The sequence below is a fragment of the Pseudomonas rhizozeae genome, assembly GCF_031583775.1.
Lineage (GTDB): Bacteria > Pseudomonadota > Gammaproteobacteria > Pseudomonadales > Pseudomonadaceae > Aquipseudomonas.
This window is the reverse complement of record NZ_JAVLSB010000010.1, coordinates 22,326-35,115: the sequence shown is the minus strand read 5'-3', so window position 1 is coordinate 35,115 and position 12,790 is coordinate 22,326. Positions and strand designations below refer to the sequence as shown.

Sequence of the window (12,790 nt, the reverse complement as noted above, 5' to 3'; positions counted from 1 at the left end):
CTCTCGAGCACGGAGACGATCAACCCAGCGCCGGCCGACGAGCATAGTTGCTCTAGGCCCCGGCAGCGCGGGTTCTCAAGTCCGCGCCTGAAGCAAAAACCGCTTGATGGCCCCGGAGGTTTCCTGGGTGCGGTAGATCAGCACCAGGTCCGCCGTCGCGCTGACATCCGCCAGCGGCCGATACTGCACGTTCTGGAACGCCAGGGTGCTCAACGGTGCCGGCACCAGGCCCAGGCCCAGTCCGGCGGACGTGATGGTCAGTACCGCGAGGGTGCTGCCGGCGTAGTGCGAGACATGCGGTTCCTTGCCGAGAATCTGCCGCAGGAAATTCAATTGCGTGACCTCGGCACCGTGGGCGGCATACACCACGAAGTTTTCCTCCCGCAGGTCAGCGCATGTGATCTCTTTGCGTTGCGCCAACCGGTGATCGCAACTCATGGCGACGACCCAGGGCCAGGCGCCGATGCGCTCGGAGCTCAGGTCGGCATGTACGCCGACGTCAAAGGTCGGGCAATAACCGACGTCCAGTTCGCCCGCCAGAATGGCCTCGGCTTGCTGTTGCGGCGAGGCCTCGCGCAAGGTGATCTCCACTTCGGGAAACTGGCGGTGAAAGTCGCCGAGGTCGCTGGCGAGTTTGCCCGCATAAGAAGCGTTACCCGAAAACCCGATCCGTACAGAGCCGCTTTCCCCGCGCGCGGATTTCTGCACCAGCTCCTTGGCGCGCTGCGCCTGATCCAGCGTGCGCCGCGCTTCGTTCACCAATACCTCGCCAGCCTCGGTGAGCATCACTTTGCGACTGGTACGGGCGAACAGTGGCGTGCCCAGTTCTTCTTCGAGTGCACGTATCTGCATGCTCAAGGCTGGCTGAACGATGTGCAGCCTGGCCGCAGCGCGACCGAAGTGCCCTTCCTCCGCCACCGCGAGGAAATACCTTAAGTGCCGAAGCTCCATGAATTGATCACTCGAACTGATTAAATAATCAAATCAATATATTTGAGTGAGCGATCCTGTTCAATCACATTAAGCCCATCGCCCACTATTGCGTTTGCCACTGCTGAGGAAACCATGTCCGAAATCATTGCGTATATGACATTGCCGCAACTTTTGCTGATCACTATTCTTTATCTAAAATCCCCGCTGGCGCAGAACACAACAAACAGCAAGGCGCATATAACAACCTCTAATGTATTCATTTGGCCGCCGACCGACTGAATAACGATACGCCGCGAATTTTCAACACTCACACGTCTGGTTTATTTGCTTTGAAAGAGCAAATAACAAGGATTTTTTTGCCTGATTTTTATGTTTTTGTTCGTGGAGATGACCGTGATTGAATTTTATTTAAACGGCAAAAAAGTCCAGTCAACTGCCGATGACGATACACCGCTGCTGTGGATCATCCGCGACGAGTTCAAGCTCATGGGCACCAAATTCGGCTGCGGGATCGCCATGTGCGGCGCCTGCACGCTGCACGTGAATGGCGCGGCGATTCGGTCCTGCTCGTTTCCCGTTGGCATGGTACGCGGCGCCAAAGTCACCACCATCGAGGGCCTGGACAATCATCCCTTGCAGCAATCGTGGGTGGAACTGCAAGTACCGCAGTGCGGCTATTGCCAGTCCGGCCAGATCATGCAAGCGGTGACCTTACTTGAACATACGCCCAACCCCAGCGACGAAGAAATCGTCAACCACATGAGTTCCAACTTATGTCGTTGCATGACCTACAGCCGAATTAAGGCGGCGATTAAACATGCCTCGCAACTCGACAAACTGGCGTATGCCCTGCCGGTGGTCAATGCTGGCGGGAGTGCTAAATGATCAATAAAAATAACATGCCAGGCTCGGTGTCGCGCCGGCATTTTCTCGTGGGATCGGTGGCGGGCAGCGTGGTCATGGCATTTAGCCCCGCGTTCTCGGCGTTGGCGATGCCGGCGAAAGAAGCGCTGAAAAACAAACTGTTCGCGCCGACGATCTGGTTTCAGATCGACGCCACCGGCGACGTGGTGATCAACATCACCAAAGCGGAAATGGGCCAACACGTCGGCACCGCGTTAGCGCGGATCGTCGCGGAGGAACTGGGCGCGGACTGGAATCGCGTCAGCATCGTGCATGTCGACACCGACCCCAAGTGGGGCATGATGATCACGGGCGGTTCGTGGTCGGTCAATAGCTCCTTCAAGACGTTGTCCCAGGCCGGTGCCGCCGGACGCCAGTCGCTGATTGAAGCGGCGGCACGGCTGATGAACGTCCCGCCCTCGCAGTGCGACACCCGCAACAGCCTGGTACTGACCCCCAAAGGCAGCCTCAGCTTCGCCGAGGTCGTGCAGAAAGGCGCCTTCGATCGCACTTTCACCCCGGAACAACTCAGCCAGTTCGTGCCTAAACCGAAGAGCAAACACTTGCTGATCGGCGCCGATTACAAGGCCCTGGACATCCCGAAGAAAACCAACGGCACGGCAGTCTACGGCATCGACCTTGAAATCGAAGGCATGGTGTATGCGCGCCCTGTCGTGCCGCCCACCCGCTATGGCAGTCGAGTGGTCAGCGTCGATGACAGCCTGGCAAAAAAAATCCCCGGTTACCTGGGTTACGAGGTCCTGAAAGACCCAAGCAATCTGATTCAGGGCTGGGTGTCGGTCCTCGCCACGCACTATCCGGCGGCGATCAAAGCGGGCGACCTGATCAAGGTGCAGTACGTCGCCGGGGCGACCGCCACCGTGAGCGAGGCGGACATCCTGCGTGAAGGCGAACGCCAAGTGAACGATCCTCGCGAGGGTTACCTGTTTGTGGACGACGGTGATGTCGATAGCGCCGTCCAGCAACACCCAGACGCCATCGAAGGCACCTACAGAACCCACACCGCGTTGCATTTCGCCCTGGAGCCGTTGAATGCCACCGCGCTTGTGCAGGATGGCGTGTGGCACATCCACGGTGGCAACCAGTGGCAAACCCTGACGCTGTCGTCGGTGGCCAAAGCGCTGGAAGTCGATGAGCAGCACGTGATCATCCATTCGTATTTTCTCGGCGGTGGCTTCGGTCGCCGACTGTGGGGCGACTACATGATCCCCGCCGCGCTCACTGCGAAGCAGTTTGGCAAACCGGTGAAGTTGATTTTCACCCGGGCAGATGACTCGCGCTTTGATCAAGTCAGGTCCGCCTCGGTGCAACGCTTCCAGGCGAATTTCAACCAGGCCAATCAACTGATGGCCATTGATCACGCGTTTTCCGCAGGCTGGCCGACGTTGACCATGTCCCCCGAGGCCATGGCCGACAGTGTCGATAAAAAAGGCAAGCTCGACCCTTTCTCCACCAGTGGCGCGGACCACTGGTACAGCGTGGCCAACCACCGCAGCCGGGCGGTCAACAACGACCTCGCGCAACGGACATTCCTGCCGGGGTGGCTTAGATCGGTCGGCCAGGGCTGGATCGTTTGGGGGGTGGAATCTTTTATCGATGAAGCCGCGCACCGCGCCGGCGTCGATCCTTTGGAGTTCCGCCTGCGCATGCTCGATGGCCAAGGCAAACAAGCGGGCATTGCCCCCGAGACTGTCGGCGGCGCCCTGCGGCTCAGGCATGCCCTTGAAGTACTGAAACAGCGGATTCATTACGGCGCCGCGTTGCCGGCGGATGAAGGCATCGGCATCGCCCTGTCCGCCGGCCAGGAACGCACCAACGCGGCGTTTATCGCGACGGCGGTGCATGTTCGTGTCGATCGCCAGACCGGTGCGATTCAGGTCAAGCAGGTCGCCATGGTGGTGGACGCCGGCGTGATCATCCACCCCGACGGCGCCCGCGCTCAATTGGAGGGCGGCGCGTTGTGGGGCGTGAGCCTGGCCCTGAACGAGCACACCGAATTCGTCAATGGCCAGGTGCGAGACCAGAACCTCAACAGCTACACGCCAATCCGCATGAATGAAATCCCGCCGATCGACATCGTGCTGATCGACAGCAGCGAACTGCCCGTGGGCCTCGGTGAACCGGGCGTGGTCGGCATCGCGCCGGCGATTGGCAACGCGGTTTATCAAGCAGTGGGCGTCAGGCTTCGGGACCTTCCCATGAAGCCGGCAAACCTCCTCAATGCGCTGGCACACAAGGCAAATTAACCATGGGCAAATTCCACTGGATCACGTTGGCGCTGGCCATCATGGGTACTCACAGCGCCGCACACGCCGCGCCCTACGAAGACTTCACCCAGGCGCCCTCCCCCGAGAACGCCTTCAAGTACATTCACCAGGTCACCACTCATCCGCGCTGCGTGAACTGCCACGGGGTGATGAAGGACGGCGTCCAGCGCCCGCTGGTCGGCGATGACAGCCGCCTGCACCCGATGAACATTTCCGCCGTGCACAACCTGCGGCTGCAGGTGGAAGGGAAAAAGTTCGTGGAGATCGCCAACTCGTCGCAGCCGGTCAACTGCCGCAGTTGCCATCAGAACAGCAATGGCACCGCCCCCGGCATGCCCCCCGGCGCCGCCAACAACCTGATGCCTGGCTTCGTCTGGCACATGCCGCCGCCGACCATGATCCTCTCGCGGACCATGACGGCTGCCCAGTTGTGCGAGCAATTGCTGGACCCCAAGCGCAACAGCTTCCTGGCCTATCGCGGCGGGCGCAATGACATGGCCACGTTCAAGAAAGAGTTTGTGCACCACGTCAGCGACGACCCGTTGGTGATCTGGGCCTGGCAACCGGGCCCTGGCCGAACCGCCGCACCGGGCACCCATCAGGATCTGGTGGCGGCGATGAAACTGTGGATCGATGCCGGGGCGCCCTGCCCGACGGCTGCCGAGAGCTAACGAAAAGGCAGAACCTCATGCTTTCAGGAACCAGCGCACTGCTGAACGCTGTGACGGCACTCGAACAGGATAGCGGCCAAGCCGTGCTTGCCACCGTGGTCAAGGTTGAAGGCTCGGCCTACCGCCGCCCCGGTGCGCGCATGTTGATTCCGTTGTACGGCGTCACCGTGGGCACCCTCAGCGGCGGCTGCCTGGAGTCAGAGGTGGCGAAGAAAGCCTGGTGGCTGACCGAGACCGGGGACGCGGTAGTCAGCCGTTACAGCACCGCCGCACTTAACGATGAGGAGGACGACGACCAGGAGGCCGCCCTCACCTTCGGCCTGGGCTGTAACGGCACCGTGCACGTAATGCTCGAACGCCACAGCGCCGAACAACCACTCCCCCTGCTCGATCTGCTGCGACAGGTGCGCGCCAGCCATTGCGCCGGCGCGCAGGCCACGGTGATTGCCAGCCACCGCCATACCCGTGTGCGGGTGGGTGACCGCTTGGTGCTGCATCCCGAAAACACCGACAGCGGCCGCCTGCTCGACGCGCCACTCGACGCCCAAGTACGCGCCGACCTCCACGCCACACTCACCCAGGGTCGTTCATCGCTGCGACGTTATCCGGACGTGCGCGGCGAGGTCGAAGTGTTCCTCGAATACCTGGCCCCCCAGCGGCGCCTGGTGATATTCGGTGCCGGCCACGATGCTCAGCCGCTGGTGCACATGGCCAAGCTGCAGGATTGGCACGTCAGCGTGATCGACGGTCGCGCGCACTTCGCCCGCGCCGAGCGCTTCCCCTTGGCCGACGCCGTGCTGCACGTTCCCGCCCAGTCGCCGTATGCCCTGGACGGTTTGATCGACGGCGCCCTGGTGGCGGTGATGACCCACAGCTACAGCCAGGATCGTCATTGGCTGGGCGGCGTGCTGCGCGGCAATCCCGCCTACGTCGGCCAACTCGGGCCACGGGAACGCACCGAACGGCTGCTCGACGAGATCGCGGCTCACCTACCAGGCCAAGCTCCGGCGCTTGGCGCACTGGATCGCCTGCACTACCCGATCGGCCTCGACATCGGCGGCGACACCCCGGAAAGCGTGGCCACCGCGATCCTCGCGGAGATGACCGCAGCGCTGAATCAGCGCAGCGGCGGCATGTTGAAACATCGCCCGGTGCCGATCCACACGCCGATGCCACCCTGAATCCCATCAGTATTTCGACGAAACCCCAGCCCTGCCTCCACTGTCACAAAAAGCTCAAGCCGTGTGCCTGGCCCCTTCAGCACACGAGTGAAAACCAGGCGTTCGGCGGGCGGATTGTGCGCCGTCGATTGTCACTTTCAAGCACTTCCTGGAGAGCACCTCTATGCACAGTGGATCAATATTGCTGGTCGGTGGGTCGGGCGTCGTCGGCCGTCAGGCCGCCCGCTGGATACGTCAACGACAACCCGATGCAGCGCTGCTGATCGGCGGCCGCAACATGGACACCGCCGGCGCCATCGCCGAACAGGTCGGCAACGCCAGACCGCTGAAAATCGACATGGACAAACCGCGCCTGGGCTTGGCCGACGACGTAAAGGTGTCGGCGGTGGTCATGCTGGCGCCGGATGACGGGCTCAACGGCCTGGCTTACGCGCAGGACCAAGGCGTGCCGTTCCTGAGCATCGTTAACGGGTTGGTGGAAGTGGGGCCGGAAATCGCCCTGTTCGCCCACAATGCCTCGGCCGCTCCAGTGATTCTCGCCAGTCACTGGATGGGCGGCGCCGCGACCTTCCTGGCGCTCAAGCTTGCCCAACGCTTCGAGGTCACGCGCAGCATCACCCTCGGCGCGATAATCGATGAAAATGACCAGGCCGGGCCTACCGCACTCGAGGACATGGAGCGCGTCCATGAATCCGCGCCTCCCGCGCTGATTTTCAAGGACGGGCGCCGCACCTGGCTGACCGGCGATGCGGTCAAGGCACCACTGCGCGCCATTGACGGGCGATCGCTGGAAGCCAGTGCCTTTTCGACCTTCGACACCGCCAGCCTGTACGTCGCCACCGGGGCGCGGAACATCCGCTTCGACCTGGCCTCGGGCTCCTCGTCCAGCCGTGAAGCGGGCGGTGAGCCGGCGGCGGAAATTGTCGTCGAGGTGGAGGGCGACATTGATGGCCGAGCCCAGCGTGTGCGCGGCACTCTGGAATTCAAGGAAGGCCTCGCCTCGCTGACCGGGTTGTGTGTCGCGCTGGCAGTTGGCGCGGCGCTGGGGCTCGAGGGCCGGTCCGCGCTCAAAGCCGGGATGTCCCTCCCGGAATTGCTGTGGCAACCCGACGATTACCTCGAGCAACTCGCTCATTCTGGCGTGACGATTGAAGAACAACGCCTGTGATGAATCGCGCGGCGCCACTGCAGCGCCGCGCGGTCTCTCAACGCAGCAATAGCGCCAATTGCCGTGCCGCGTGCTTGGCCTGTGCGCGGCTCAGCGCGGCGAACCCCAGGACAAAGGCCGGTGCCAGACTGATCTGACGGCAGGATTGGCTGAGCGGTTGCAGCACCAGCCCCAATGGCCGTGCGGCTTCGTTCAACGCGTCTTGGTCATGCTCCGGCAACAGCCACAGAATCAAGTGGAAACCGGCGTGTTCACCGCTGATGCGGTAACGCCCGTGCGCTTCTGCCGCCAGGGTGTCGAGGACAATATCGCGCAAGGTCTGATATTCCTGCCGGGCTCGGCGCAAGTGCCGCAGGAACCCCGGCCCGCGCATCAATTCTGCCAGCCCCAGTTGCTCCGACACGCCGACACTGCGCCCGACCTTGTGCCACAGCGCGAGGATTTGCTCGTGCAGCACCGGCGGTGCCAGCAAGTAACCAATGCGCAAGTTGGAAAACAGCGCCTGATTGAAACTGCCGCAGTACACCACCCGTTGCATCGTATCGATGGATTTCAGCGCCGGCAGTGGCGCGCTCTGGTAGTTGAATTCACTGTCGTAGTCATCCTCGATAATCCACGCGCCCTGGCGCTGCGCCCAGTCCAGCAACTCCAGGCGCCGGGTGGCGGACATGATTACCCCCAGGGGTGACTGGTGCGCCGGCGTGACATAGGCCAGGCGACACACGGCCGAGTCCGGCACACCGCGCAAGTCCAGGCCCTGCTCGTCGGTCGGCACGTGCAGCAAGCGCGCGCCCGCCTCCTCGAAAATCCGCTGCACCGCCGGGTAACCGGGGTCTTCGACGCAGACGAAATCATCGGGAGACAGCACGCAGCGCGCTACCAGGTCGATGCCGTGGCGGATGCCATTGGTGATCAGCAACTGTTCGGCATGGCAATCGATGCCACGGTGCACGCGCAAATAGCGAGCGATCTGTTCACGCAACAACAATGACCCTTGCGGCTCGACGGCGCACATTTGCTCCGGCTGCATCGCCGCCATCGCCCGTTGCAGATTCGCCGCCCACTCCGCCGGGGCAAGCAATTGCGGATTGGCCAGGCGCGCGACGAAGGGCACGTTCACCTGCGCCTGGTATTCCCGCCCTGCCCTGGCCGGTTCCGGTGTTGCGCTAGTGCCAATGGGCGGTCGCGCCGCTTCGGCGTTTCGCGTGTCGTTCAGGGCTTTGAGGTAGCTGTCCGGGATCACCGCACTGACCAGGCTGCCGGAACCCACCTTACGGGTGATGTAGCCCTCAAGCTGCAAACGTTCGAACACTCCTTCCACCGTCCCCCGGGCAATCCCCCAGCGCTGCGCCAATACCCGGGTCGACGGCAAGCGCTCGGTGGCCGCCAGCAAGCCGTTGAGGATCGCGTCTCGCAGGGCCTGGTACGCGCGCTCCTGCTTGGTAGCGCCGCCCGTATCCGCTGGCAGCGGCAAGTCGATGCCCGAGGTAAATTTGCCTTTACTCATAATGGTCCATATCCAAGCGGCTCAAATGGCCCTGCCGCCTGAACCACTTTACACCTACCTTAGCGACATCTGCTCGCTAAGTGTTTTCAGAGGTTCATCATGTCACTCACCGACTATTTATTGTTTGCACTGATCGCCGTGGTCCAGGTGGGATCACCGGGGCCATCGACGATTTTCCTGATCAACAACGCCCTGGTGTATGGCCCTGGTCGCGCGTTGTGGATTCTCACCGGTGACCTGGTGGCGATCGCCGTCCTCGCGACGTGCTCGCTGCTGGGAATCGACGCCTTACTGATGGACAACCCCCGGGTCTTCACCCTGGTCAAGTTTGCCGGCGCGGTGTACCTGCTGTGGCTCGGTTTCCAGCAGTTGCTGCAGGCTCGAAGCCGTCGCGTCAACGATGCACAGCCCGTGCCCCGCGAAGCGACGCTGGTGCTCTGGGGCAAATCGTTCATGGTTGGCATCAGCAACCCCAAGGCGATCCTGTTTTTCTCGTCGCTGCTGCCGCAGTTCATTGGCAACCCGCAGGACGCCCATCTCGGCTCGCTGCTGTCGCTGATCCTGCTGTTCGTGCTGATCAAACTGCTGGTATCGAGTGGTTACGCGGTCAGCGCCAAAACCATGGCCCGCCGTTTGGCCAGGCCCGGCGCAGCGGTCTGGGGCAAACGCGCCACCGGCGGCGTGTTGATGGTGTTCGGGTTGGTGATGGGCTTCAATGCGTTTGAGTAGATCAACGTTGCGCGGCGTTCGCTTGAACCAGAACGGCCCGGTCTATGGTATCGACGAACCTCTTCGTCAACGCCGGTAGACCGAGCCGTTGCAGGTTAGGCGCGACAATTCAGTCGAACATGTCCGGCTGTGTCGTGGCGATGTGGCTATACAGGGTCTGGAAATGCAACCAGCCGATGTAGTCGCTGCCGACATGCTCGCGGCTGTATTGCGCGGTTTTCTCCGACAACAGTTGCGGCGTGATGCCGGTGGCTTCCACCAGCAACTGCTGCTTGCAGGCACGCTCCAGGGCGATGAACCAGAACGCCGCATCGTCGATGCTGTGGCGGCTGGTGGTGAGCAGGCCGTGGTTCTGGTGCAACACGCCACGGTTGCGGCCGATTTGCTTGGCCACTGACGAACCGCTCTCCTTCTCCACCGCCACGGCGCCGGCGGAAGCGCCGATCACCGCGTGGCTGTTGTAGAACGCGGCGGCGTCCTGGCTGATCATGTCCAGCGGCCGGCCGGTGGCGCACCACGCGGTGCCGTAGGTGGTGTGCGCGTGACACATGCCCATGATGTCGGGGTATTCATCGTGAACCGCCGCGTGCAACACGAAACCGGCGCGGTTGACCGCGTAATCGCCCTCAATCACGTCACCCTTGTGGTCCACCAGGATCAGGTTCGAGACCTTCACCTGAGAGAAATGCACGCACATCGGGTTGGTCCAGTACAGCTCCGGACGCTCCGGATCGCGAACCGTAAGGTGGCCGGCGAAGCCGTAGTCGAAACCGTGCAGGGCGAACACCCGGCACGCAGCAACCAGGTGCTCCTTGCGGTATTTACGCGCTTGCTCGTGGCTGGTGAACTCAGGCAGTTCGGGGAAAATCAGGCCGGTCTGTTCCGGCTGGTACAGCGAGATCCGCGGGCGCCCAAGGCTGTCGGGGGCGAGTGCGTGCGGCAGGGTGCGTTCTTTCAGGGCTGACATGATTGTTCCTCACAGCAGTGCATCAGTTGAGTTGGGTTTAGCGGTTAACCAGGCGTTTGGGCATGGTCAGCACCAGGAAGCTGCCGATCAGCAATGAAGCGGCCAGGGTGTACACGCCGAGGTTGATCGAATGGGTGGTGTCGATGATCCAGCCAATCAGGTAAGGGCTGACGAAGCCGGCCAGGTTGCCAACCGAGTTCACCACCGCGATCCCGGTAGCGGCAGCAGCCCCGGCCAGCACGGCGGTCGGCAGGCACCAGAACTGCGCCAGCGTCACCAGCACGCCGATGGTGGCGACGGTCAAGGCCACCTCCGCGATCAACAAATGGGTGCTGAACTGGACACTCACCAGCCAGCCAATGGCGCCGATGACACCGGGCACGACGATGTGCCAGCGCCGTTCGCGGGCCTTGTCCGACATGCGCCCCACCACAATCATCGCGATCGCCGCCGCGCCGTAGGGGATGGTGGTCAGCAAGCCGATGCTCAACGGGTCGGTAACCCCGGCGCCTTTGATCAGGGTCGGTAGCCAGAAGCCAACGCCGTACAGGCCCATGATGAAGAACAGATAGATGACACTGAGCAACCAGACCCAGGGGCTGGTGAAGCCATCACGCAAACGGTGTTTGGTCGCGCCGACGTTGTCCGCTTCGATATTGCGGATCAGCACGGCCTTTTCCTCTGCCGTCAGCCATTTCGCGCCGGCAATCCCGTTGTCGAGAAAGGCCAGGACACAGAACGCCAGGACGAAGGAAGGCAGCGCTTCGATCACAAACATCCATTGCCAGCCGGCGAGGCCTTGCACCCCGGACATGTGGTGCATGATCCAGCCCGACAACGGCCCGCCGATCAGTCCGGCGATCGGAATGCCGGTCATGAACATCGCAATGATCCCGCCGCGCCGTGCCGCCGGATACCAATAAGTCAGATACAGGATTACCCCGGGAAACAGTCCCGCCTCGGCGACGCCCAGCAGAAAGCGCAGCACGTAGAACATGGTTGGGGTGGTGACGAACATCATGCAGGCTGAAATGATCGCCCAGGTCAGCATCACCCTGGCGATCCACAGACGCGCGCCGACCTTGTGCAGAATGATGTTGCTCGGGACTTCGAAGAAAAAATAACCCAGGAAGAAGATCCCGGCGCCCAGGCCGTACACCGTCTCACTGAATTGCAGGTCATTGAGCATCTGCAACTTGGCGAAACCGACATTGACCCGGTCCAGGTACGCGGCCACATAACAGGCAAACAAAAACGGAATCAGACGCCACGTAACCTTGCGGTACAGTCGCGTCGCCTCGTCAACCACTTCCCCTCGCGGGGCGGCAATATCAACGGCCATCACCAGTTACCTCATATTGTTATTGTTAAGGGCGCGCTTGCCTGAGTTGAATCAAGTCATGAGCGCTGGAGAGATCATCTGTCGGTCCGCGGCACTTTGACAAAAGGCCAATTCTCACGCATACGTGAACCAGATTCTTCAATGAGCACGATTCACCATGCGACCGCCTCCCAGCCTGCACGCACTGCGCGCCTTCGAATCCGCCGCCCGCCTCGGCAGCTTTGCCCGCGCCAGTGAAGAGCTGCACTTGAGTCCCTCGGCCATCAGTCACCAAGTGCGCGCCCTGGAACAGCACTTCGGTCGCGGCTTGTTCTTACGGGCCAATCGCCAAGTGACCCTGACACCCGACGGCGAACGGCTGTTCGTGGTGCTGAGCCAGGCCTTCAGCTCGATCCATGGCATCTGTGCCGAGCTGAGCCCGCCGGAGCAAACCCAAGGCCTGTCAGTCCATTGCACGCCGAGCTTCGCCGCCAAGTGGCTGGGGCCGAGGCTGCCGAGCTTTATTGCCAAACACCCCGACATCAATATTCGTCTGTCGTCCAACGCCGAGCCCTTCGACCTGCTGCGCCACGAGAGCATCGACATTGTCATTGCCTACGGTCGTGCGCCGCAGGGGCCGGGGCTCACCGTTCAGTCCCTCGGCCAGGAAGAACTGGTCGCTCTGTGCTCACCCGAGTTCGCCCGCGCCAATGCGCGGTTTGTGCCGGAGCAACTGGACAAGGTGATCCGCCTCGATTCGTCCTTCAGCCCGGTGCGCTGGGCCGACTGGTTTGCCTTGAATGGTCTGCCGGCGCCCGGCTCACAAAACGGTCCGACCTTCGATCGCGGTTCACTGGTGGTGGCGGCGGCCGTGCAAGGCTTGGGCGTCGCACTCGAGACTCTGCGCTTCGCCCAGGCCGAAGTCGATGACGGCAGTCTGGTGCGGTTTGGCGGCGAGCAGGTGCGCAGCATCCAGCGTGACTTGCACTTTCTCTGCTACCGCACCCGCGACCAGAACTCGGCCAAAGTGCAAAAGTTTTGTCAGTGGATTCTTGCCAGCGGCAGCGCCCCCTCCAACTAGAGGCCAGCGGCCAATTTCTTGCGAGATTTCAATCCTTTGCT

General features: G+C 62.0%; 11 protein-coding genes. 7 read left to right on the top strand and 4 right to left on the bottom strand.

Translation table 11 applies throughout. The annotated features are described in order from the left end of the window. Positions 1-75: 75 nt before the first annotated feature. Complete coding sequence (locus RG836_RS02215; RefSeq protein WP_310842846.1) at positions 76-951, bottom strand: LysR substrate-binding domain-containing protein; 876 nt, start codon at positions 949-951, stop codon at positions 76-78. A 375-nt stretch (positions 952-1,326) separates the two neighbouring features. Here RG836_RS02215 and RG836_RS02210 point away from each other — a divergent pair, with 375 nt between their 5' ends. From RG836_RS02210 to RG836_RS02190, 5 genes are all read left to right on the top strand, one after another. Further along, positions 1,327-1,818 carry a (2Fe-2S)-binding protein gene (locus tag RG836_RS02210; protein WP_310842894.1) on the top strand — a complete coding sequence of 164 codons (492 nt, stop codon included), beginning with the start codon at positions 1,327-1,329 and terminating at the stop codon, positions 1,816-1,818. After that, positions 1,815-4,103, top strand: a complete 2,289-nt coding sequence (locus tag RG836_RS02205; protein ID WP_310842845.1) for a xanthine dehydrogenase family protein molybdopterin-binding subunit — start codon at positions 1,815-1,817, stop codon at positions 4,101-4,103. The genes RG836_RS02210 and RG836_RS02205 overlap by 4 nt, the downstream gene beginning before the upstream one ends. Positions 4,104-4,105: 2 nt before the next feature. Continuing rightward, positions 4,106-4,795, top strand: coding sequence for a hypothetical protein (locus RG836_RS02200; RefSeq protein WP_310842844.1), 690 nt, complete (start codon positions 4,106-4,108; stop codon positions 4,793-4,795). Between the two features lie 17 nt (positions 4,796-4,812). Further along, positions 4,813-5,976, top strand: a complete 1,164-nt coding sequence (locus RG836_RS02195; protein ID WP_310842843.1) for an XdhC family protein — start codon at positions 4,813-4,815, stop codon at positions 5,974-5,976. 163 nt (positions 5,977-6,139) lie between these two features. Next, entirely contained in the window at positions 6,140-7,144 is a 1,005-nt protein-coding gene (locus tag RG836_RS02190) for a hypothetical protein (protein ID WP_310842841.1), read from the top strand. Positions 7,145-7,181: 37 nt separating this feature from the next. Here the strand turns inward: RG836_RS02190 and pdxR are convergent, their stop codons facing one another. Further along, a complete protein-coding gene (gene pdxR / locus RG836_RS02185; protein ID WP_310842839.1) occupies positions 7,182-8,651 on the bottom strand; it encodes a MocR-like pyridoxine biosynthesis transcription factor PdxR in 1,470 nt (489 codons plus the stop codon). A 99-nt stretch (positions 8,652-8,750) separates the two neighbouring features. On the opposite strand from pdxR, the gene RG836_RS02180 reads away from it, so the two are divergent. Beyond that, positions 8,751-9,380 (top strand): LysE family translocator, encoded by a 630-nt coding sequence (locus RG836_RS02180; RefSeq protein ID WP_310842837.1) that lies wholly within the window; start codon positions 8,751-8,753, stop codon positions 9,378-9,380. A gap of 109 nt (positions 9,381-9,489) precedes the next feature. Here RG836_RS02180 and RG836_RS02175 read toward each other — a convergent pair whose 3' ends face one another. Next, the gene (locus tag RG836_RS02175; protein WP_310842835.1) at positions 9,490-10,347 is read right to left on the bottom strand and encodes a class II aldolase/adducin family protein; all 858 of its coding nucleotides are present in this window, start codon (positions 10,345-10,347) and stop codon (positions 9,490-9,492) included. A 37-nt stretch (positions 10,348-10,384) separates the two neighbouring features. Beyond that, complete coding sequence (locus RG836_RS02170; protein ID WP_310842834.1) at positions 10,385-11,689, bottom strand: MFS transporter; 1,305 nt, start codon at positions 11,687-11,689, stop codon at positions 10,385-10,387. Positions 11,690-11,846: 157 nt separating this feature from the next. Between RG836_RS02170 and RG836_RS02165 the strand changes: the two genes are divergently transcribed. Next, positions 11,847-12,749 carry a LysR substrate-binding domain-containing protein gene (locus RG836_RS02165; RefSeq protein WP_310842832.1) on the top strand — a complete coding sequence of 301 codons (903 nt, stop codon included), beginning with the start codon at positions 11,847-11,849 and terminating at the stop codon, positions 12,747-12,749. Positions 12,750-12,790 lie beyond the last annotated feature (41 nt).

Coding starts and splice junctions, on each gene's coding strand:
- RG836_RS02215 (WP_310842846.1), bottom strand. CDS start 951: ATGGAGCTTCGGCACTTAAGGTATTTCCTCGCGGTGGCGGAGGAAGGG.
- RG836_RS02205 (WP_310842845.1), top strand. CDS start 1,815: ATGATCAATAAAAATAACATGCCAGGCTCGGTGTCGCGCCGGCATTTT.
- RG836_RS02200 (WP_310842844.1), top strand. CDS start 4,106: ATGGGCAAATTCCACTGGATCACGTTGGCGCTGGCCATCATGGGTACT.
- RG836_RS02195 (WP_310842843.1), top strand. CDS start 4,813: ATGCTTTCAGGAACCAGCGCACTGCTGAACGCTGTGACGGCACTCGAA.
- RG836_RS02190 (WP_310842841.1), top strand. CDS start 6,140: ATGCACAGTGGATCAATATTGCTGGTCGGTGGGTCGGGCGTCGTCGGC.
- pdxR (WP_310842839.1), bottom strand. CDS start 8,651: ATGAGTAAAGGCAAATTTACCTCGGGCATCGACTTGCCGCTGCCAGCG.
- RG836_RS02180 (WP_310842837.1), top strand. CDS start 8,751: ATGTCACTCACCGACTATTTATTGTTTGCACTGATCGCCGTGGTCCAG.
- RG836_RS02175 (WP_310842835.1), bottom strand. CDS start 10,347: ATGTCAGCCCTGAAAGAACGCACCCTGCCGCACGCACTCGCCCCCGAC.
- RG836_RS02170 (WP_310842834.1), bottom strand. CDS start 11,689: ATGGCCGTTGATATTGCCGCCCCGCGAGGGGAAGTGGTTGACGAGGCG.
- RG836_RS02165 (WP_310842832.1), top strand. CDS start 11,847: ATGCGACCGCCTCCCAGCCTGCACGCACTGCGCGCCTTCGAATCCGCC.